Origin of the sequence: Streptomyces sp. NBC_00016 (assembly GCF_045040885.1) — a bacterium.
Classification (GTDB): Bacteria; Actinomycetota; Actinomycetes; order Streptomycetales; family Streptomycetaceae; genus Streptomyces; species Streptomyces coriariae.
Genome location: NZ_CP108304.1, coordinates 9,265,534 through 9,286,567, shown reverse-complemented (window position 1 = coordinate 9,286,567; position 21,034 = coordinate 9,265,534). Strand labels below are relative to the sequence as shown.

The 21,034-nt window shown below is 73.2% G+C and carries 20 protein-coding genes; 14 read left to right on the top strand and 6 right to left on the bottom strand.

Annotated features, from left to right (window positions below; translation table 11 throughout):
* Positions 1-16 precede the first annotated feature (16 nt).
* Positions 17-1,381: a glutamine synthetase family protein gene (locus OG933_RS41105; protein WP_405632257.1), complete on the bottom strand. Its 1,365-nt coding sequence runs from the start codon at positions 1,379-1,381 to the stop codon at positions 17-19.
* Positions 1,382-1,614: 233 nt separating this feature from the next.
* On the opposite strand from OG933_RS41105, the gene OG933_RS41100 reads away from it, so the two are divergent.
* The 8 genes from OG933_RS41100 (at position 1,615) to OG933_RS41065 (ending at position 9,655) form a co-directional block, all read left to right on the top strand.
* Positions 1,615-1,809, top strand: coding sequence for a ferredoxin (locus OG933_RS41100; protein WP_362526510.1), 195 nt, complete (start codon positions 1,615-1,617; stop codon positions 1,807-1,809).
* Positions 1,806-3,023, top strand: coding sequence for an NAD(P)/FAD-dependent oxidoreductase (locus OG933_RS41095; protein ID WP_405632255.1), 1,218 nt, complete (start codon positions 1,806-1,808; stop codon positions 3,021-3,023). The genes OG933_RS41100 and OG933_RS41095 overlap by 4 nt, the downstream gene beginning before the upstream one ends.
* A gap of 13 nt (positions 3,024-3,036) precedes the next feature.
* On the top strand, positions 3,037-3,849 hold the full coding sequence (locus OG933_RS41090; RefSeq protein ID WP_362526506.1) for an acetoacetate decarboxylase family protein: 813 nt from the start codon (positions 3,037-3,039) through the stop codon (positions 3,847-3,849).
* A gap of 120 nt (positions 3,850-3,969) precedes the next feature.
* Positions 3,970-5,430, top strand: coding sequence for an aldehyde dehydrogenase (locus tag OG933_RS41085; RefSeq protein ID WP_405632253.1), 1,461 nt, complete (start codon positions 3,970-3,972; stop codon positions 5,428-5,430).
* Positions 5,423-6,358: a 3,4-dihydroxyphenylacetate 2,3-dioxygenase gene (locus tag OG933_RS41080; RefSeq protein WP_362526500.1), complete on the top strand. Its 936-nt coding sequence runs from the start codon at positions 5,423-5,425 to the stop codon at positions 6,356-6,358. The genes OG933_RS41085 and OG933_RS41080 overlap by 8 nt, the downstream gene beginning before the upstream one ends.
* 11 nt (positions 6,359-6,369) lie before the next feature.
* Positions 6,370-7,224: a fumarylacetoacetate hydrolase family protein gene (locus tag OG933_RS41075; protein ID WP_405632250.1), complete on the top strand. Its 855-nt coding sequence runs from the start codon at positions 6,370-6,372 to the stop codon at positions 7,222-7,224.
* 68 nt (positions 7,225-7,292) lie between these two features.
* Positions 7,293-7,943: a TetR/AcrR family transcriptional regulator gene (locus OG933_RS41070; protein ID WP_405632248.1), complete on the top strand. Its 651-nt coding sequence runs from the start codon at positions 7,293-7,295 to the stop codon at positions 7,941-7,943.
* Positions 7,944-8,197: 254 nt separating this feature from the next.
* Positions 8,198-9,655 carry an APC family permease gene (locus OG933_RS41065; RefSeq protein WP_405632246.1) on the top strand — a complete coding sequence of 486 codons (1,458 nt, stop codon included), beginning with the start codon at positions 8,198-8,200 and terminating at the stop codon, positions 9,653-9,655.
* A 196-nt stretch (positions 9,656-9,851) separates the two neighbouring features.
* Here OG933_RS41065 and OG933_RS41060 read toward each other — a convergent pair whose 3' ends face one another.
* Positions 9,852-10,583 (bottom strand): flavodoxin family protein, encoded by a 732-nt coding sequence (locus OG933_RS41060; RefSeq protein ID WP_362526489.1) that lies wholly within the window; start codon positions 10,581-10,583, stop codon positions 9,852-9,854.
* 145 nt (positions 10,584-10,728) lie between these two features.
* Here OG933_RS41060 and OG933_RS41055 point away from each other — a divergent pair, with 145 nt between their 5' ends.
* Complete coding sequence (locus OG933_RS41055; protein WP_362526486.1) at positions 10,729-11,730, top strand: NAD-dependent epimerase/dehydratase family protein; 1,002 nt, start codon at positions 10,729-10,731, stop codon at positions 11,728-11,730.
* A 124-nt stretch (positions 11,731-11,854) separates the two neighbouring features.
* On the opposite strand, the gene OG933_RS41050 is transcribed toward OG933_RS41055, so the two are convergent.
* Both OG933_RS41050 and OG933_RS41045 read right to left on the bottom strand, forming a co-directional pair.
* A complete protein-coding gene (locus OG933_RS41050) occupies positions 11,855-12,964 on the bottom strand; it encodes a sensor histidine kinase (protein ID WP_405632244.1) in 1,110 nt (369 codons plus the stop codon).
* A gap of 2 nt (positions 12,965-12,966) precedes the next feature.
* Positions 12,967-13,752, bottom strand: a complete 786-nt coding sequence (locus tag OG933_RS41045) for a response regulator transcription factor (RefSeq protein ID WP_405632242.1) — start codon at positions 13,750-13,752, stop codon at positions 12,967-12,969.
* Between the two features lie 114 nt (positions 13,753-13,866).
* On the opposite strand from OG933_RS41045, the gene OG933_RS41040 reads away from it, so the two are divergent.
* From OG933_RS41040 to OG933_RS41030, 3 genes are read left to right on the top strand one after another with little or no spacing between them, the layout of a single operon-like run.
* Entirely contained in the window at positions 13,867-14,565 is a 699-nt protein-coding gene (locus tag OG933_RS41040) for a glycosyltransferase family 2 protein (protein WP_405632239.1), read from the top strand.
* Entirely contained in the window at positions 14,562-15,179 is a 618-nt protein-coding gene (locus OG933_RS41035) for a DUF2064 domain-containing protein (RefSeq protein ID WP_020127149.1), read from the top strand. Before OG933_RS41040 ends, OG933_RS41035 begins: the two co-directional genes overlap by 4 nt.
* A complete protein-coding gene (locus OG933_RS41030; RefSeq protein ID WP_405632236.1) occupies positions 15,176-16,009 on the top strand; it encodes a class I SAM-dependent methyltransferase in 834 nt (277 codons plus the stop codon). Before OG933_RS41035 ends, OG933_RS41030 begins: the two co-directional genes overlap by 4 nt.
* A gap of 319 nt (positions 16,010-16,328) precedes the next feature.
* On the opposite strand, the gene OG933_RS41025 is transcribed toward OG933_RS41030, so the two are convergent.
* On the bottom strand, positions 16,329-17,597 hold the full coding sequence (locus OG933_RS41025; protein ID WP_405632234.1) for a molybdopterin-dependent oxidoreductase: 1,269 nt from the start codon (positions 17,595-17,597) through the stop codon (positions 16,329-16,331).
* A gap of 164 nt (positions 17,598-17,761) precedes the next feature.
* Between OG933_RS41025 and OG933_RS41020 the strand changes: the two genes are divergently transcribed.
* Positions 17,762-19,126: a hypothetical protein gene (locus tag OG933_RS41020; RefSeq protein ID WP_405633676.1), complete on the top strand. Its 1,365-nt coding sequence runs from the start codon at positions 17,762-17,764 to the stop codon at positions 19,124-19,126.
* An 18-nt stretch (positions 19,127-19,144) separates the two neighbouring features.
* On the opposite strand, the gene OG933_RS41015 is transcribed toward OG933_RS41020, so the two are convergent.
* The gene (locus OG933_RS41015; protein WP_054245213.1) at positions 19,145-20,068 is read right to left on the bottom strand and encodes a TIGR03564 family F420-dependent LLM class oxidoreductase; all 924 of its coding nucleotides are present in this window, start codon (positions 20,066-20,068) and stop codon (positions 19,145-19,147) included.
* A gap of 252 nt (positions 20,069-20,320) precedes the next feature.
* Here OG933_RS41015 and OG933_RS41010 point away from each other — a divergent pair, with 252 nt between their 5' ends.
* Positions 20,321-20,893: a hypothetical protein gene (locus OG933_RS41010; protein ID WP_405632232.1), complete on the top strand. Its 573-nt coding sequence runs from the start codon at positions 20,321-20,323 to the stop codon at positions 20,891-20,893.
* Positions 20,894-21,034 lie beyond the last annotated feature (141 nt).

Genomic DNA, 21,034 nt, shown 5'->3' with positions numbered 1-21,034 from the left:
TTCGGTCTCCTGGACGTCACAGGTGGTAGGCGTACTCGGTGAACTCCCAGTCGGTGACATGCCGTTGGAAGCGTTCGACCTCGTTGCGCTTGTAGCTGAGGTACGAGGTGGTGAAGTCCTTGCCGAGCACGTCGGTGAGGGCGGTGTCCGCCTCCAGCGCGTCGAGGGCGGCGGACAGGCCCATCGGCAGGACGGCCGCCCGGGCGGTGTCGTAGCCGTAGCCCTCCAGCGGGGCCGGGGGCTCCTCCCCCGCCCGCACACCGAGCAGGGCGGCGGCGATCGTGCCCGCGATCAGCAGGTACGGATTGGCGCCGGCGTCGCCGAGGCGCAGCTCCAGCCGGGCGCCGGAGCCGCGCTCGGGCGGGATGCGGACCATGGCGCTGCGGTTGTCCAGTCCCCAGTCGATCAGCCAGGGCGCGAGGGTGTCCGGGCCGAAGCGCTTGTAGGAGTTGACCGTCGGGTTGGCGAGGGCGGCGAGGGCCGGGGCGTGGGCGAGGAGTCCCGCGACGGCGTGCCGGGCGGTGGCGGACAGGCCGTAGGGGCCCGAGGGGTCGTCGAGGACGTTGTGCCCGCTCTCCTCGTCCATGGCCTCGAAGGACAGATGGAGGTGGAATCCGGAGCCGCCGGCGTCGTTGAACGGCTTGGCCATGAAGGTGGCGAGCCGTCCCTCCTTGCGTGCGAGTTCCTTGACGGCGGACTTGAAGCGGAAAGCGCGGTCGGCGGCCGACAGCGCCTCGGAGTGCGTCAGATTGATCTCGAACTGGCCGCCGTCGAATTCGTGGTTGCCGTTGGTGACGCCGATGCGGAGGTCGCGCAGCAGGCGCAGGGTGCGCAGCAGGTGGTTGTCGGGGTCGGCGCGCAGGCCGGCCGTGTAGACCACACCGGTGGCTCCCGAGTAACGCGTGTACCTGCTCGGGGACGCCGGGTCCGCGTCGCACAGGAAGTATTCGAGTTCGGGGCCGACCACCGGGCGCAGTCCCTGCTCGGCGCACCGGGCGAGCACCGAGCGCAGCAGGTCACGGGGTGACTCGGCGGCGGGTGCCCCGGTCGCCGGGTCGACCACCTCCCCGAGGCAGGTCGCGACCCCGGGTTCCCAGGGCAGGGCGACCAGGGTGTCGAGGTCCGGGCGCACGGTGACGTCGGGCAGTCCGGCGTCCAGGCCGCCGCTCACGGGGACGACGTCCCCCTGGGGCGAGGTGTGGTAGACGGCCCGGCAGAACGCGAGCCCGTGCTCGCAGGCGGCCGGCAGTTGGTCGAGCAGGACGTCGCGGGCGCGCTCGGTGCCGATGAGGTCGGGATAGGTCACCCGGACCACGTCGATGCCCTCGGCGGCGAGCCGCTCCTGGTGCTGACGGGGGTCCGGTGTCTGCGTTGCGCTCACCGTGGTCTCCTCGGCGGCTGGTGCCGGTTGTTTGGTGCCAAACGATATGAACGGCCCCATCGCCCCGCAAGGGGTCGGCGGCAAAAAATTATCCACCTGGACAGGTATTGACCAGGGGGGTGCGGCTTCCTATGTTGTTTGAAGCCAAATGAGTTGGAGGTCCGGTCCTCGGACCTCCTGGCCGGGGCCCGGCCGACAGCGGTCGGGCCCCCACACTCCCAGGAGGACCGGCCATGAAGGTCGTCGTCGACATGAACAAGTGCCAGGACCACGGCCAGTGCGTCTTCGCGGCCCCCGACGTCTTCCGGCTCGACGGGAACGGGCGCCTGGCCTACGTCAGCGACCCCGACGACGCGTTGCTCGACGAGGTCGAGGAAGCCGCCGACGTCTGTCCGCTCCAGGCCATCCGGATCGAGGCCCGATCATGACGTCGCACCGTGCAGGGGTCGTCGTGGCCGGCGCCTCCATGGCCGGACTGCGCACCGCCGAGCAGCTGCGCGCGGCCGGCTGGACGGGGGCGATCACGCTCGTCGGCGACGAGCCGCACATGCCCTACAACCGGCCCCCACTCTCCAAGGAGGTGCTGGCCGGGAAGGCGCCCTTCGAGTCGCTGGCCTTCCGTCCCCGCGCGAGCGTGGCCGACGCGCAGTGGCGCCTCGGCACGAAGGCGGTGGCCGCCCGCCTCGACGAGCGGATCGTCGCCCTCGACGACGGGTCGGAGATCGCGTACGACGCTCTCGTCGTCGCCACCGGCATGCGGCCCCGCCGGCTGGCCTGTCCCGGGCCGTTCGTCGGCCGCCACGCGATCCGCACCGTCGACGACGCCCGGGGGCTGCGTGACGAGCTGACCGGGCCGGGTGTCCGGGTGGTCGTGGTCGGCGCCGGGTTCATCGGCTGCGAGGTGGCCGCCACCGCCGTGAGCCTCGGCGTCGCCGAGGTGACCGTCGTCGACCCGCTGCCCCTGCCCATGGTGGGCCCGCTCGGAGAACTGCTCGGACGCGCGCTGCTGAAGCGCCACCAGGAGCACGGAGTGCGTTTCGTGCTCGGGACGGGCGTCGCCGGGTTCGAGGGCGAGGACCGGGTCACGGGCGTACTGCTCGACGACGGCACCGTCCTGCCCGCCGACGTCGTGGTGGAATCGGTCGGCTCGCTCGCGAACACCGAGTGGCTGGACGGCAATGGCCTCGACCTGGCCGACGGCGTGCTCACCGACGAGCAGCTCCGGGTCGGCGGGCGGCCCGACGTGGTCGCGGTCGGCGATGTGGCGCGTTTCCCCAACGCCCGCTACGACGGCGTTCCCCGCCGGGTCGAGCACTGGTGCATCCCCACCGACACCGCCAAGCACGCGGCGAAGGTGCTGGCCGCCCGGCTCACCGGCGAGGGTCCCGAGCCGGCACCCTTCGCGCCCCTGCCCTCCTTCTGGAGCGACCAGCACGGCTTCCGGCTCCAGTCCTTCGGCGCGCCCGCGCTCGGCAGGGGCGATGTGCGGGTCCTGGACGGCGACCCGGCCGCCGACGTCCTGGTCGGCTACCACCACGAGGGCCGACTGGTCGGCGTCGTGGCCCTGGGCGGCCCCGCCACCGTGTCCGCCGCCGCCCGCCATCGCGCCGAACTGCTCCGGCAACCCGCTCTCACCACCTAAGGAACCCCCTGACATGACCACCGTCCGCGGATACTTCCACCCCAGGACGGCGACCGGCTCCTCGTCGCTCGTCCCGTCCCCGCCCTGGCGCTACTCGGGTGACCTGCTCACCGTCGAGTACCGCACCGACCCCGCCCGCGTCCGTGAACTGCTGCCCGCACCACTGGAGTTGGCCGACGAGGACCCGGGCGCGGTCGCGCTGGTCTGGGCCGACTGGCAGTCCTGCTCCTCCTCGGGCGCGGAGCTGCTCGACCCCGTGCGCTCCCAGTACAAGGAGGCCTTCGCGGTCGTCCGCTGCGGCTACCGGGGGCGCACGTACTCGCGGTGCGTGTACATCTGGGTCGACAAGGACTTCGCGATCGCCCGCGGACTGCACCAGGGCTACCCGAAGAAGCTCGGCTCGATCCACCAGACCCGGCCGCACCCGTACGGGCCCGCACCGCGCATCGAGGCCGGAGCCCGGTTCGGCGCGACCCTCGCAGCCGCCGACCGGCGGCTGGCCGAGGCCGTGGTGACCCTGCGGGAGCCGTCGCGGACGAACGGCTTCGTCAACGGGCACCCCATGGCGCACCACCGCCTGCTGCCGTCGATCGAGAAGGGCAAGGGGTTCGCCCTGGACGAGCTGATCGAGTCCGGCGCCGCGTCCTTCGAGGCGGGGCAGGCCTGGACCGGCGACGCGGAGCTGGCGCTGTTCGAGGCGCCCACCGAGGAGCTGGCCCGGCTGGAGATCCGCGAGCCGATCGCCGCCTACTACCGGCAGGTGGGGGTCGTCTGGGACGGCGGGCGGCTGCTGGAGTCCGGGACGTCGAAGGCGGATGCCGAATGAGGTCGTCGTCGACGTGCGGGTGGTCCGGGGCCGGTCGCGCCCACGCGGCGGAGCCCCGGACCGCCCCGGCCCGCGCCCCTGGCAGGTATCCCGCCCCCTCGCCCCGAAGGAGCCGTTCCCATGGCTGACAAGGTCATCGTCGCCGGTGTTTCCGTCGACACCCGGCACTGGATCGGCGGCCGACGCGTCGCCTCCGCCGAGACGTTCACCGACACCTCGCCGATCGACGGCAGCACCCTGGGCGAGATCGCCCGTGGCGGGCCCGCCGAGGCCGAGGCCGCCGTCGCCGCCGCCAAGGCCGCCTTCCCCGCCTGGGCCGCCACCTCCCCCGCCGAACGCGCCCGCGTCCTGCACGCCGTCGCCGACGGCGTCGAGAAGCGGCTCGACGAGCTCGCGATCGTGGAGACCACCGACAACGGCGCCCTGCTGCGCTCGCACCGGCGGGGCGTGATGCCCCGTGTGGCGCACAACTTCCGCTTCTTCGCCGACTGGCTGCTGCGGCTGGAGCACGAGGACTTCGAGACCCGCGGCCACACCAACCACGTCTCGTGGGACCCGGCCGGCCCCAGCGTGCTCATCACACCGTGGAACGCCCCGCTGATGCTGGCCACCTGGAAGGTCGCGCCGGCCCTGGCCGCCGGGAACACGGTCGTGCTCAAGCCCGCCGAATGGTCCCCGCTGACCGCCTCGCTGCTCGCCGACATCGCCGCCGAGGCCGGGCTGCCCGCCGGTGTCCTCAACGTCGTCCAGGGCTACGGCTCGGAGATCGGCGACGCGCTCACCTCGCACCCGGACGTCCGCCGGATCAGCTTCACCGGATCCGTGCCGACGGCCAGGCGCATCGCCGGGTCGGCCGCCGCCCGGCTGACCCCGCTCAGCCTCGAACTCGGCGGCAAGTCACCGCTGCTGGTGTTCGCCGACGCCGATCTGGACCTCGCCGTCGATCTCGCCGTCGAGCAGTACGACAACGCCGGGCAGGTGTGCCTCGCGGCCACCCGGATCCTCGTCGAGGAGACGGTCGCCGAGGAGTTCACGCGCCGGTTCGTCGATAAGGCGTCCGCGCTCGTGCAGGGCGACCCGCGCGAGGAGACGACCGACGTCGGGCCCACCATCCACCCTCGACAGCTGGAGAAGATCGACGGCTTCGTGCGGCGGGCGGTCGAGGCCGGAGCACGTGCGGTCATCGGTGGCCACCGCCGGGACGGGCAGTACTACGCGCCGACGCTCCTCACCGACGTCGCCCAGGACTCGGAGATCGTGCAGGAGGAGGTCTTCGGACCGGTCCTGACCCTCCAGACCTTCGGTACCGAGGAGGAGGCCGTCCGCCTCGCCGACGACACCCGCTTCGGCCTCGCGGCGACCGTCGCCACCGGCGACCACGAGCGTGCCGAGCGCGTCACCGCGCAGCTGGTGGCGGGCACGGTCTGGGTCAACTGCTTCTTCGTGCGCGATCTCCAGGCACCCTTCGGCGGCTCACGCCACTCCGGCGTCGGCCGCGAGGGCGGAACGTGGAGCTTCGACTTCTACTGCGACGTCAAGAACACCGTCACCGCGCCGAACGGATGGAAGAACCATGGGTGAGATCGTCGGGGCGGGACTCCTCGCCCACGTCCCCACCATCGTGCTGCCCGAGGCCGACCGGCTGGAGCTGAACGAGGGCAAGGAGATCACCCTGGTCACCGGACTCCACCAGCTCCGCGAGGACGTCTTCGCACGGGACGACTACGACACCGTCGTCGTCCTCGACTCCCACTGGGCGACGACGGTCGAGTTCGTCGTCACCGCCCAGCACCGCCGCGCCGGTCTGTTCACCTCCGAGGAGCTGCCGCGCGGCATGTGCCGGATGCCGTACGACTTCCCCGGGGACCCCGAACTCGCCCACCACATCGCGTCGTTCGCGGACCGGCACGGCACCTGGATCACCGCGATCGAGGACGACCACCTGCCGATCTACTACGCCACCACCAACCTCTGGAAGTTCCTCGGCGAAGGGCTGCCGGACAAGCGGTGGGTGACCATCGGGGTCTGCCAGACCGGCGACATGGAGGACCATCTGCGGCTGGGCCGCGCGCTCGCGGACGGCATCGCCGCCACCCCCGGCCGCCGGGTGCTCCTCATCGCCTCGGGCGCCCTCTCCCACACCTTCTGGCCGCTGCGCGAGATCCGTGACCACGAGGCCAGCGACCTGGTCCACATCCGCACCCCGCAGGCCCGCGAGGCGGACCAGGAACGCATCGCCTGGTTCAAGGAGGGCCGCCACGACAAGGTGCTGGACACCATGGACGCGTTCTGGAAGTACAAGCCCGAGGCGAAGTTCTTCCACTATCTGATGCTGGCCGGCGCCCTCGGCGAACAGGCCTGCACCGCCCGGGCCCGCCAGTACGGCGCGTACGAGAACTCCGTCGGCACCGGCCAGGCCCACCTGTGGTTCGACCGGCCCGCCGACGGCTGGACCGGCACGGGCCTCCCGGCGCCCGCCGCCCCGCACCATCCCCACCGCCGCTCCTAGGAAGGCCCGCCATGGCTGCTTCTCCCGAGTACCGCCGCATCCTCCTGGACGGCGCCGTCGTCCAGGTCACCGTCGACGGGGACGAACTCGCCGCCGGGGACGGCCGCCGCGTCAGGACCGACGAGGCGCGGCACCTGCCCCCGGTGGTCCCCTCCAAGGTGATCGCCGTCCACCTCAACCACCGCAGCCGCGTCGACGAGTTCGGGATCGACCTCCCGGACACCCCGACCTACTTCCACAAGCCGGTCTCCTCGCTCAACTCCCACCGAGGCGCCGTCGTCCGCCCCGACGGGTGCAAGTGGCTCAACTACGAGGGCGAGGTCGCCATCGTCATCGGCAGGACGGCACGCAACATCTCCCCGGCCGAGGCGGGCGAGTACATCGCCGGCTACACGATCGCCAACGACTACGGGCTGCACGACTTCCGCGACACGGACGCCGGTTCCATGCTCCGGGTCAAGGGCTCCGACACCCTGTGCCCGCTCGGCCCCGGCCTGGTCACCGACTGGGACTTCCGCGGCAAGAGCCTGCGCACCTACGTCAACGGCAAGGTCGTGCAGGACGGTTCGACCGACGAGATGCAGTGGGACATGCACTACCTCGTCGCCGACATCGCCCGGACGATCACCCTGTACCCCGGTGACGTCCTGCTGTCGGGCACTCCGGCCAACTCACGCCCCGTCCGGCCCGGCGACGTCGTCGAGGTCGAGGTCGAGGGCCTCGGCCGGCTCACCAACCACGTCGTGACCGGCCCGACCCCGGTCCGCGCCGACGTCGGGGCGCAGCCCACCGAGTCCGAGGAGGTGCTTTCCACCGCGCTCGGCGGCGACTGGAAGTTCCGCGGTATCCGTCCGCCCCGGCGCTGATGCCGCCGGAAGAGCGCCGCCGCCGGCTCGAGGCGGCCGTCCGGGCGGGCCCGGGTAGGGTCACCGCCATGGCCGATTCCGCAGACGCCCCCGAGAGCCGACAGCCCCGCAGGCGTCTGCACTACGGCGAGGGACGCGAGGCGCTGCTGACGGCGGCCGTGCGGGTGGTGGCGCGGGGCGGACTGCGCAAGCTCACCTACCGGGCCGTGGCGCAGGAGGCCGGGGTCACCCACGGCCTGGTCGTGCATCACTTCGGTTCGCGTGACGCGCTGATCGAGGAGGCGCTCGCCCACACCATCCGCACCTCGCTGAACATCAGCGCCCTCGAACCCGGCACCGGCAAGGTCGCGGACTTCTCGACCGGCCTGTCCGACATGGTCACGGCGGACCCGGACACCCAGGCCTTCCAGTACGAGCTGCTGCTCGAGGCGCGCCGCAGGCCGGAGCTGCTCCCGCAGATCCGCGCGCTGTACGACGAGTACTTCGACGCCACCCGGCGCGAGCTGAGCCGGATGCTGCCGGCCGGCGCGGACACGGCGCTGACCCGGCTGGTCTTCGCGGCACTGGAGGGTCTGGTGCTGCATCAGCTGGTCCTGGGCGAGCCCGGCGTCACGGACGCGGCCCTGGAGGAGCTGCGCTCCCTGCTGAGGCTCCTCGACGCCGACGGGGACGCCGACGGGGACACCGTCGGCGATACCCCTGGGGAAGCCCCCGCCTGACCGTCCGACCTGCGCGTTCTCGGGCCCCGGACGTCTTTGCGTCCGGGGCCTTCGCCGTCCCGCGCCCGGCGCCGCCCCGCCGGGCGACCGGCCGCTCCGGCACCGGAGTCACGGCCGTGCGAAAGACGCGGGACCGGGCGGAAAAATCCCGTCGCACCCCCTTGCCAAACGGATAGTTCGAACCCACCATGAGGCACCTCGTTTGGCTTCAAATCAAACTCCCCATCCTCCCCGTCCCCCGACAGGTGATCCGAGTGGACAGTCAGACGGCGGTCGCATCGCACACCGCGCACGATTCATCCATGACAGGAAGGCTCAAACCCGATTCCCTCGGCGTCCTGGGCATCCTCTTCTTCGTCCTTTCCGCCCAGGCGCCGCTGACCGGCATCGCCGGGGCCGTCCCCATCGCCATCGCGATCGGCAACGGCACCGGCGCCCCCGCCGCGTATCTCGCGGCCGGCGTCGTGGTCCTGCTGTTCTCCATCGGCTTCGTCGCCATGGGCCGCCACGTCGTGGACGCCGGCGCCTTCTACACCTACATCGGCAAGGGCCTGGGGCGCTCGGCCGGTTCCGGCAGCGCCGGTGTCGCCCTCTTCGCCTACTGCGCGATCCAGGCCGCCATGTACGGGCTCTACGGAGCGACGGTGAGCGGACTGGTCGAGCACTACACCGACGTCCGCATCGCGTGGTGGATCTGGACGCTGCTCACCATGGTGATCGTCCAGGTCCTCGGCGCCGCCGGGATCGAGATGGGCGCCAAACTGCTGGCCGTGTTCGTCCTCGCCGAATTCAGCGTCCTGATCGTCTTCGCCCTGGTCACCCTCTTCAAGGGCGGCGGCCCCGAGGGCCTCGGCCTCGGCGACAGCTTCTCGCCGCACGCCGCGCTCCAGGGCGCTCCCGGGGTGGCCCTGATGTTCGCGGTGGCGTCGATGTTCGGCTTCGAGGCCACCGCCATCTACGGCGAGGAGGCCCGCGAGCCCAGGAAGACGGTGCCGCGCGCCACCTACCTGTCGGTCGCGGTGATCACCTGCTTCTTCGCCTTCACCTCCTGGATGCTGGTCTCCGCGCACGGCGCGTCCACGGCGACGGCCGAGGCGGGAAAGGCGCTGGAGTCCGGCGATGCCACGACCTTCGTCTTCGCCCCCATCGCGGCGCAGTTCGGCGCGTGGACCGGTGACGTGCTGCCCGTCCTGCTGGCCACCTCGCTGTTCGCCGGCATCCTGGCGTTCCACAACTCGGCCAACCGCTATCTGTTCTCCCTGGGCCGGGAAGGCCTGCTGCCGCACCGCCTCACCGGGCTCAACCGGCGCCACTCCCCCTGGGTGGCCGGCATCGTCCAGACGGCGATCTCGGTGGCCCTCGTCATGCCGTTCGCGCTGCTGGGGAAGGACCCGGTGCTGACCCTCTTCTCGTGGTTCAGCGGAGTCGCCGTCCTGGGGATCATGCTTCTCTATTTCCTGACCTCGGTCTCCGTGATCGTCTTCTTCCGCCGCTCACGTGCCGACACCCGGCCCTGGAACACGCTGGTCGCACCGGTTCTGGGCGCGCTCGGCATCGCCGGTGCGATCTGGCTCATCATCGAGAACTTCACCACCCTCATCGGCGGCGACGCGACCACGTCCGTCTGGCTCCAGCTGACCGTCCCGGCGGTCCTGGTCCTGGGCCTCGTCGTGGCGAGGCTGACCCGGCAGAGGCCGGCCGCGACGCGCTGACCTCCGGGGTTCCGGTGTCCGGCACCTGGTGGATGCCGGGCACCGGAACCCTCCGCAGTGCTCCCCGCGAGTCATGATGCGCGCCCGGCAGGGGCCCGCGCACTGCCGGGTTCCGGCAGTGTTCCGCAGGCTCCCGATGCCGATGGGCCGTCGCCGCCGGACGTCGGCGGTTGTCGGCGGTTGTCGGCGTCCGACGTCAGCGGTAGTCGGGGTTGGGCGCGTCGAAGCGGCAGCCCGCGTCCCACTCCGAACGCCGGTTGCCGTGGGCGGGGACGCCGCCGTTGCGCTTGAGCATTGCCGCGAGGTGCATCAGGTTCCACGTCATGAAGGTCGTGTTGCGGTTGGTGAAGTCGTTCTCCGGACCGCCCGAGCCGGGATCCAGGTACGAAGGCCCGGGACCCGCCGGGCCGATCCAGCCGGCGTCCGCCTGCGGCGGGATCGTGTAGCCGAGGTGCTGGAGGCTGTAGAGCAGGTTCATCGCGCAGTGCTTCACGCCGTCCTCGTTGCCGGTGATCAGACAGCCGCCGACCCGGCCGTAGAAGGCGTACTGGCCCTGCGGGTTGAGCAGGCTGGAGCAGCTGTAGAGGCGCTCGACGACCTTCTTCGTCACGGAGCTGTTGTCGCCGAGCCAGATCGGTCCGGCCAGCACCAGGATGTCGGCCGCCATCACCCGCTCGTACAGGGCCGGCCAGGCGTCGGTGGCGAAGCCGTGCGCGGTCATGTCCGGGTAGACACCGGGGGCGATGTCGTGGTCGACGGCGCGGATCTCGTCGGTGGTCACCCCGTGCGCGTCCATGACGGCCCGGCTCTTGTCGACCAGGCCCTGGGTGTGGCTGAGCTGCGGAGACGGTTTGAGGGTGCAGTTGACGAACAGGGCGCTGAGGTCGGCGAAGCGGTACGTGTCGCCGGAGGAGGGCGAGGCTGCCATGACGGTCTCCCTTGCTGAAGGCCTGGGAAGCGTCTCGCGAAGAGTGCGTTCCGTCCCGGTTCGACGCGCGTGCCGCGTCTTACGGAGTGATGACGTGCCGGGCGGGTCACGGGGCCCGGCCCGGCCGCGGCCCTAGCGTGGCCGTATGCGTGTACTGGTCACCGGCGGTGCCGGATTCATCGGGTCCCATGTCGTCGACGCCCTGCGTGCGCGCGGGCACGAGGCGCTCGTGTACGACGTCCGGCAGGACCCCGCCGCCGACGTGCGCGATCCCGCCGCCGTCGCCCGCGCCCTCGGCGGCGTCGACGCCGTCTGTCACCAGGCCGCGATGGTCGGGCTCGGCGACGGGGTCACCGACGCGGCGGAATACGTCTCACGCAACGACCTGGGAACGGCCGTCCTGCTCGCCGCCATGGCCGCGGCCGGCGTCGGGCGGCTCGTGCTCGCCGGGTCGATGGTCGTCTACGGGGAGGGTCGCTACGAGTGCCGGGAGCACGGGGTGGTGCGACCGCGGCCACGGGCCGTCGCCGATCTGGACGCGGGACGGTTCGAGCCGCCGTGCCCGGCGTGCGGCAGGGCTCTCGCCCCCGGGCTCGTCGCCGAGGACGCCCCCGCCGACCCGCGCAACGTGTACGCCACGACCAAGCTCGCCCAGGAGCATCTGGCCGCCGCCTGGGCCAGGTCGACGGGCGGGACGGCGGTGTCGCTGCGCTACCACAACGTGTACGGGCCCCGGATGCCCCGGGACACCCCGTACGCCGGAGTCGCCTCCTTCTTCCGCTCCGCGCTGGCCCGGGGCGAGGCCCCGCGCGTCTTCGAGGACGGGCGGCAGCGGCGGGACTTCGTGCACGTACGGGACGTGGCCGCGGCCAACCTGGCCGCGCTGGACGCCGGCACACCGAAGGGCACGCTGACGGCGTACAACACCGGCAGCGGGGAGCCGCACACGGTGGGCGAGATGGCCCGGGCCCTGGCCGCCGCGTACGGCGGGCCCCAGCCGGTCGTCACCGGCGAGTACCGGCTGGGCGACGTCCGCCACATCACGGCGGACTCCGAACGGCTGCGGGCCGAGCTGGGCTGGAAGCCCCAGGTCGGTTTCCAGGAGGGCATGCGGGAGTTCGCGCGGGCCGGACTGCGCGGGGACTGAACCGCGCGCCACGCGCCACGCGCCACGCGTCGGGCGTCGGGCGTCGGGCGTCGGGCGTCCGGCGTCCGGCGTCCGGCGTCCGGCGTCCGGCGTCCGGCGTCCGGCGTCCGGCGTCCGCGGAGTCTCAGGGGGCCCTCGGCAGGGTCACCTCGAAGCGGCAGCCGCCGGGGATGTTGCGTACCGTGGCCCACCCCTGGTGGGCCTCCACGATCCCCCGCACGATGGCGAGGCCGAGCCCCGCGCCGGCCGGCGGCGTCCGGGCGTGTGTGCCGCGCCATCCGGTGTCGAAGACGCGCGGCAGATCCTCCTCGGGGATGCCGCCGCAGCCGTCGGTGACGGAGACGACGACCCCGGCGGGCGAGCGTTCGGCGGCGACGGCGACCGTGCCGTCGGCGGGTGTGCGCCGGATGGCGTTGACGAGCAGGTTGCCCAGCACCCGGCTCATCTCCTTGCCGTCCACCTCGACCGGAAGGGGCTCGACCCGGCCGCCGACGAGCCGCACGCCGTGTTCGCGGGCGAGCGGGTCGGCGCCGGCGAGGGCGTCGCCGACCAGGTCGTACACGGACATGCGGGAGGTGGACAGGGCGAGCGCTCCGGCGTGTATGCGGGAGAGCTCGAACAGGTCGCCCACCATGTCGTTGAGCCGCTCCACCTCGGTGCGGATCTGGCGCAGATAGCGGTCGGGGTCGGCCGCGACGCCGTCCTCCAGCGCCTCCGACATCGCCCGCAGTCCGGCCAGCGGAGTGCGCAGGTCGTGCGAGATCCAGGCGACGAGTTCGCGTCTGGACGCCTCCAGCGCGCGTTCGCGGTCCCGGGACTCGGCGAGCTTCCCGCTGGTCGCCGCCAGCTCACGGCTCAGCGCGTCCAGTTCGGCGGTGGCCGGGCCGTCGGGGGCGGTGAAGGCACCGCCGTCGCCGAACGAACGGGCGGCACGGGTGAGTTCACGGCTGCGGGCGACCACCCAGCGGCCGAGCAGAAGGGCGGTGGCCAGCGACACCACCGCGGCCATGGCCACGACCGTCGTCACGACGCTCAGGTCGTGCCCGGACAGGAACATCGCCTGCGCCACGGCCAGTGTGCCCGCCAGCATCGCGGTCACGGCGACGGCGGCCACCACGGTGAGCGACGCGGTGAGCGAACGGCGGCGCAGCAGCCACAGCGCCCCCGCGCCGACCAGCCCGGCGAGCAGGGCTCCGAGGAAGGCGAACAGGGCGATGAGCAGGGTGTCGCGCACGGTCACTCCCCCTCTCGGTCGGGTCCGGGTTCTCGGTCGGATCCGGGTTCTCGGTCGGATCCGGGTTCTCGGTCGGATCCGGGTTCGAAGCGGTAGCCCACGCCCCACACCGTCCGGATCAGCTGCGGCCGCGCCGGGTCGTCCTCGACCTTGCCGCGCAGCCGGCGCACATGGACGGTCACGGTGGACAGGTCACCGAACTCCCAGCCCCACACCTCGTGCATCAGGTCCTCCCGGCCGAACGCCCGCCCGGGATGCCGCAGGAAGAACGCGAGCAGGTCGAACTCGCGCAGGGTGAGGGCGAGTTCGACGCCGTCCTTGGTGGCGCGGCGGGCGCCGGGATCGAGGGACAGGCCGGCCGCGCCCAGCACCCGCGCACCGGTGGGGGGCCGGCTGCGGCGCAGCACCGACTCCACCCGCAGGACGAGTTCGCGGGGGCTGAAGGGCTTGGTGACGTAGTCGTCGGCGCCGACCTCCAGGCCCAGGATGCGGTCGTCCTCGTCGCCGCGCGCGGTCAGCATGATGACCGGCACGGGCCCGTGCCCGCGCATCCGGCGGCACACCTCCAGACCGTCCATGCCGGGCAGCATCAGGTCCAGCACCACCAGGTCGGGCCAGTGCGCGGCGGCCCGGTTCAGCGCGGTCGGGCCGTCGTCGGCCCGGTCGACGACATAGCCGGCCCGGTCCAGGTATCCGGCGACGACCTCCGAGACCGTGGGGTCGTCGTCCACGACCAGGACCCGGGCCGATGCCGGTGGAGGGGGCGGGGACTCGTGCGACTGCTGCATGCGCCCAGCCTCGCACCGCGACCCGGTCCGTGCCGCGCCTCGGGCGCCCCGGCGCCCGGACGTCCGCGTTTCGTAAGGAGCCGAAGCCCGGTTTGTCCTGTTCGCGTTCGTAGGGTGAAGACCGTGACCACGGACGTAGAAGTAGATGTCGTGCTCCCCTGTCTCAACGAGGCCGAGGCACTCCCCTGGGTGCTCGCCCGTGTGCCGAGCGGCTGGCGGGCCCTCGTCGTCGACAACGGATCGACCGACGGCTCGCCGGAGATCGCCCGCGCACTCGGCGCGAGAGTCGTCCACGAGCCCCGCCGGGGCTTCGGTGCCGCCTGCCACGCCGGACTGACCGCGGCCACCGCCGACATCGTCTGCTTCTGCGACTGCGACGCCTCCCTCGACCCGGCGCTGCTCGCGCCGTTCGTCCACGAGGTCCGCGCCGGCACGGCCGATCTGGTGCTCGGCCGCAGGCGGCCCAGCGGCCGGGGCGCGTGGCCCGCGCACGCCCGAGCCGGCAACCTCGCGCTCGCCCGGCTGCTGCGCCGCCGCACCGGGCTGCGCCTGCACGACCTCGGCCCGCTGCGGGCCGCCCGCCGTGAACCGCTGCTCGCCCTCGGGCTCACCGACCGGCGCAGCGGCTACCCGCTGGAGATGGTGGTGCGCGCGGCCGACGCGGGCTGGCGGATCACCGAGCACGACGTCCCCTACCTGCCCCGTACGGGCGTCTCGAAGGTGACGGGCACCTGGCGGGGCACCTGGCAGGCGGTCCGGGACATGAGCCGCGTCCTCAACGGCGTTCCGGCGCGCGAAGGAGTCGCACGGTGACCACGCTGCTCGTCATCGCCAAGGAGCCGCTGCCGGGCCGGGTGAAGACCCGGCTCACCCCGCCGTTCACCCCACGGGAGGCGGCGGCGCTCGCGGAGGCGGCGCTGTCCGACACCCTGCGGGTGGTGGCGGCCACGCCCGCCTCCCGCCGCGTCCTGGTGCTGGACGGCGCCCCCGGGCCCTGGCTGCCGTCCGGTTTCGACGTCGTACCGCAGTGCGCGGGCGGGCTCGACGAACGGCTCGCGGACGCCTTCGCCCGGTGCGACGGCCCTGCCCTTCTCATCGGGATGGACACTCCGCAGGTGACGCCGGAGCTGCTGACCGCCGACTTCGACGGCTGCGACGCGTACTTCGGCCCGGCGCGGGACGGCGGCTTCTGGGCGCTGGGGCTCGCCGAGCCCGATCCCGCTCTGCTGCGGGGCGTGCCCATGTCGACGCCTTCGACGGGGGCCGCGCAGCGGGCGCGGCTCGTCGGCGCGGGGCTGCGGGTGCGCGACCTGCCGTGTCTGCGGGACGTGGACACGGCCGCGGACGCGACGGCCGTCGCCGCGCTGGCCCCGCACAGCCGCTTCGCCGACCGTCTCGCCGGGTGCACGGCGGCGGTGAGCCGATGAGCACCGCGTACGACCTCACCGGGGCCGGCCCCGCCGACGCCGACGCCGACGCGGCAGAGGCCGCGGGGGCTGCAGGGATCGCGGGGGTCGCCACCGACTGGGCCGCCGCCGACCCGTACAGCGCCGCGCTGCGCACGGGCCGGGGCCCGCTGTTCCTGCGCCGCGCCGACGGCTGGCTGCTGCCGCTGGAGGTGGAACGGTGGTGCGCCCGCGCCGACCCGGCCGATCTGGCGATCCTGGACCGGTGCGAGGGAGCCGTACTGGACGTGGGCTGCGGGCCCGGCCGGCTGGTGGCCGAACTCGCCGCCCGGGGACGGCCCGTGCTGGGCATCGACGTCAGCGAGGCCGCCGTCGCCCACACGCTGGAGCTGGGCGGCCAGGCGCTGCGGCGGTCGGTCTTCGACCCGTTGCCGGGCGAGGGGCGCTGGGCGACCGTGCTGCTCATCGACGGCAATGTCGGCATCGGCGGTGACCCGCTCGCCCTGCTGCGCCGGGCTGCCGATCTGCTCGTCCCGGGTGGCCTGCTGATCGCCGAGACCGCGCCGGTGGACGTGGACGAGCGGGCCGAGGTCGAGGTCGTCGGCCTGCCCGAGGCGGGCGGCACCGGCCGGGCGTTCCCCTGGGCGCGGCTCGGCACGCCGGCCCTGCTGCGGTACGCGCACCGCGAGGGCTGGCGGACGGCCGGTCAGTGGACGGCCGGCGGCCGCTGCTTCCTCGCCCTGCGCAGTCGCAGCGCGAGGAGCAGCGCCGAGCCGCCGAAGAGCACCGCGGTGATCAGCAGCCAGTGGGCGAGGAACCCGTCCGCCGAGCGGCCGGTGGCCGACCGGTAGCGGAGCTCCACCATCCCGCTGATCAGCGGGAACCATACGAGCAGCAGCAAGGCGGAGAGCGCGGCCGGTACCCGGACGTACATCGTCAGGCGCCGATGACCGGTCGCGCCGAGCCCCTGTACGACGGCCCGGTCGGCCACTGCGTACAGGGGCAGCAGCACGAGGTCGTGCAGCAGCGCCGCTCCCACCCACCACAGCGCCACGCCGAACCAGTCGTCGGCGAGGAGACGTACGCCCGCGTAGGCGGCGAGCGCGAACGAGCAGGCGAGCAGGAGGATCTGGAAGGGGCTGCCGATCACCGGCCGGGGTCGCACGGGCGTCATCGCGTCTCTCCGAAGGTCATCCGGGCCACCCACTTGGTGTTGAGCACGCCGGGCGCGGCGGGCACGATGACGCGCGCCGGGTAGCCGTGGTCGGGGGTCAGGGACTCGCCGTTGACGTACAGGGCGAGCAGGGAGCGCGGGTCGGCGACCTGGTTGGCGCGCAGGGCGGCGTGGCGGAAGGCGCCGCGCCGTTGGAGGGACTCGACGAACACGTCCGGCGGATCGTCGTGGCCGACGAGCGCGGCCAGGTCCCGGAGCCGTACGCCCCGCCACCACTGGTCCGAGGTCGACCAGCCCTCGACGCAGGCGATGGGCAACGCCGCACTGTGCAGCGGGAGCTCACGGAGCTGGGCGCGGCTGAGGCGAAAAATGCCGGAGCGCCCCGTGACGACGAGGCGCCAGGCGTCCTCGTCCGTCTCCGGCGCGGTGATCCCGGCGTACGCCGCCGTCTTGTTGATCTGGAAGCCGTTCGGGCCGCTGCCCGGATCGGGTCCGCCGTGCGGAGCGAGCAGGGCGGTGCGCCGCAGCGGTCCGTCGAAGCTCTGGCCGGCCGTCGTGGCGAACAGCAGCAGCGAGCCGCCTCCGACGAACCACAGCGCTCCCCGCCGGGAGACGGTCGCGGGGTCCGGGCGCGGGGAGACGAGCTCCTGTTCGGGCGCGGGCGCGGACTCCTGCGACGAGGCCGGCTCCTCCGCCCGCAGGCGGCGCAGATTGCGTACGGCCGCCGGGACCTTCAGCACGGCGTGGGCGACGAACGCGGCGAAGAAGACCCATGCGCCGTAGAAGTGCAGGGGGTAGAAGGAGCCGGGGAAGACGTAGTCGAGCTGGACGTTGAGCACGCCGGTCGTGAACTCGAACAGCGCGCCGCCGACCAGCAACAGCAGGGAGATCCGTTCGAGCGCGTGGGCGAGCGAGCGGGCCGGCGGCAGCGTGAAGAGCTTCGGCACGACCGACCACAGTTTGGCCAGCAGGACGGGGATCAGGGTGACGCCGAGAGTGACGTGCACGCCCTGGTTGACCCGGTACAGCCAGTGCGGGTCGGTCGGCCAGGAGAAGAGGTAGAAGCCGAGGATCCCCTTGTCCGGGGTCTTGTCGTTCACCGGGGAGAGGTCCGGGTTGTAGGCGGCGTACGAGACCAGGCCCGTCACGAACAGCACCGTGATGCCGGCGAGCAGCACCAGGCCGAGCACCGAGGTGAACCAGGGGCCGCGCAGCGGGCTGCGCCAGAAGCCGGGGGAGGTGGGGAGCCGTGTGTCGTCTCGCATGATCCGACCGTAGGCCGGGGCACCGCCGGAAACGGGTGCGCGACCCATGACGAAACGCTGACGTCCGGCCCGGACGGCGGCCCGCGACCCGCCGCCCGGCCTAGCGTGCCGGTGTGAACAGCACCCTGCGCTCCACCGAGCCGCGCGTCCGACGCTCGGGCGGCATCACCCGCGACCTCCGCCGCGACCTGTACGCGGTGGGCGCCGCCGTCCTGCTCGTGACGGCGGCCGTGCTGATCGGCCACCACATCCAGCACGCCCATCACACTTTGCGCGTCAACTGGCCTCCCCTGCTGGGAAGTTGGGGGCCTCATCTGGGACCGGGCACGCCGGTGGCCGTCGTCGTGGCGGTCGCGACCGTGGGGTACGGTCCCGCCCTGGCCGCCCGCCTGCCCTGGCGGGCCCTGCTGGCGGCGGCCTGGGGCACGGCCACGGCCTGGATCCTCTCGCTCGCCCTGATCGACGGCTGGCAGCGGGGCGTCGCCGGCCGGCTCACCTCCCGCCACGAGTACCTCCAGGTCGTCGGCCGTTTCCACGACGTCCCGGCGGCCCTGCGCGACTTCACCCACCACATCCTGCTGGAGTCCCCGGACAACTGGCCCGCGCATGTCGCCGGTCATCCCCCGGCGGCCACGCTGACGTTCGTCCTGCTCGACCGGATCGGGCTGCGGGGCGGGGGCTGGGCCGGAACCTGGTGCGTCGCCGTCGGCGCGACGGCCTGTGTGGCCGTCCTGGTGGCGGTGCGGGCGCTGGCCGACGAGGGGCTCGCGCGGCGGGCGGCACCCTTCCTGGTGCTGGCTCCGGCCGCGGTGTGGATGGGGACCTCGGCGGACGCGTACTTCGCGGCGGTCGCCGCGTGGTCCGTGGCGCTGCTGGCCCTGGCGGTCACCGGACGCCGGGTCGGGAGCGCCGCGCTGGGCTCGGGCCTGCTCTTCGGCCTGACCTGCTACCTCTCCTACGGCCTCACGCTCTTCGCGCTCATCGGCGCGGCGGTGCTGCTGCTCGGCCGGGGGCGCGTCCGGGAGCGTCCCGAGCTGCTCGTCCTTCTGCTCGCCGGGGCGGCCGTCGTGCCGACGGCGTTCACCGTCGCCGGATTCGACTGGTGGGAGGCGTACCGGCTGCTGGTCACGCGCTACCGGCAGGGCGCGGGCGGGATCCGCCCCTACGGCTACTGGGTGTGGGCCAACCTCGCCTGCGCGGTCCTGATCACGGGTCTGGCGACGGCGGCCGGCCTCCGGCGGACCGGCGCGACGCTCCGCCACCGTCGCGGCGGGAGCCTCGCGCGGCCCGACGGCCCGCACCGCTCCGGCGCGGACGCCCGCCTCGCCCTCCTCGTGGCCGCCGCCCTGCTCGCCCTGCTCGTCGCCGACCTGTCCGGCATGAGCAAGGCCGAGACGGAACGCATCTGGCTCCCGTTCGCCCTGTGGCTCCTCCCGTCCTGCGCGTTCCTCACCCGCCCGCGTGCCTGGCTGGCCGCCCAGGCCGCACTGGCCCTGCTGCTCAACCATCTGTTGCTGACCGGCTGGTGAGCCGGGGCGCGCCGGCGCTCAGCCGGCGAGTTCTCCGAGGAGTGCCCAGGTGCGGCGGCGGGCGGCGGCCCCGGCGATGCCCGTGCCCGAGAACACCACCTCCGTCGCCCCGGCGTCGCGGTAGCGGCGCACCTCGGCGGCGACCGTCCGCTCGTCGCCGATCACCGCCACGTCGCCGGCCCGCCGGCCGCCGGAGAGTTCGACGACCCGCGCGTAGGACGGGAACTGTTCGTAGAACGCGAGCTTTTCGGTGGCCTTCTCCCGTACGGCGTCGGCGTCGTCGGTGACCACTCCGTACACCAGGGCGACGATCCGGGGCGCGGGGCGCCCCGCGGCCCGGGCCGCGGCGGTGACCGCCGGGACGATGTGCTCCTCCAGGGCGCGCGGTCCCGCCAGGTAGGGCAGGATCCCGTCCGCCAGCTCGCCGCTGGCCCGGAGCGCCTGGGGACCCATCGCGGCGACGAGCAACGGCACGCCGGCCTCGGCGCCCGGCACCCGCGCCGGGAGCGGGGTGGTCGCGGTGAGCAGTTCACCGTGGAAGTCGGCGGCGCCGGTCTCCGTCAACTGCCGCAGGGCGGTGAGGAATTCACGCAGTCGGGCGATGGGCCGTTCGAAGGGGATGCCGAAGCCGGTCTCGGTCAGGAGCTTGGTGCCGAGCGCCAGTCCGAGATGGTAGCGACCGTGCGTGGCCGCCTGGGCGGTCTGGGCCTGGCTGGAGACCAGCAGCGGGTGGCGGCCGAAGACGGGAATCGCGGACGTCCCCACGTGCAGGCCGGGCACTTCGCGCCCGACGATCGCCGCGAGCTGGGGTGAGTCCGCGCCGAAGGTCTGCCCGAACCAGGCGGACCGCAGCCCGGCGGCCCGGGCCTCCTGCGCGAGCCGCACGGTGGCGTCGATCTGGTTGTCGGCGTCGCTCGCGTCGAGTGCTACTCCCAAGGTCATGTCAGCGAGAACCAGGGGCGGCCGGCCGGGCATTCCGGTGCCGTGTGACGGCTCTTTGTCAGTCGTGTGAACGAGCGTGTGACGCGCGTCCGGCGCCCGGCCCGCCGGAGCCCGCGCGCCCGTTCGCGACCGCCCGAGGCGGCCGGGCACACTGACGCCACATCGAGACGGAGAACAGTGCAACCTATGGGGCAATCAGGTTGTCTCTGTTTTTAACCGACACATCACCACACACGTCCTTCGGGGGAGATCATGGTGCGAAACAGAACACTCTGGGCCACCGCCGCTCTGCTGGCCGCCACCCTGGGTGTGGCCGCGGTCCCGGCCACCGCCGCCCCGGCCACGGCCACCCGGGCCGCCACGGCCTGCCCCACCGGCTGGGGCAGCCTGGACAAGACGTACTTCGCCGGCACGGCGACGCCGCTGACGAACGTCAGGACCGGCCGCCACGACTGCTACGACCGGTTCGTCGTCGACGTGCCGGGCGCGGGCGCCGCCGAACTCGGCTTCTCGGTCGCGTATGTCGACCGGCTCTACCAGGACGGCTCGGGCCGCCCCATCGCCGTCGGCGGCGGTGCCATCCTGGAGGTGCGGGTCAACGCGCCCTCCTACGACCCCGAGACCGGCACCCCCACCTATCCGGGCCGGGTGGCACAGCCGCTGCCGGGCGTGAACCTCACGGGATACAGCACCTTCCGGGACACCCGGTACGCCGGGAGTTTCGAAGGAGTGACGCAGTTCGGGCTCGGCGTTCGCGCACGCCTGCCGTTCCGGGTGCTGCGCCTGGCCGACCACCTCGTGGTGGACGTCGCGCACGCCTGGTGACACCGGCCGTCCGGACCGTCCCCGGCGCCCGGCCTCCTGGGGCCGAGCGCCGGGCGCGGCGAGGGTACGCACGTCGCGAGCGCGGGTTCCCGCGGCCCCCGGGACATCCCGGCCGGGATTTCGTAGGCTGTCGGTCGCCGT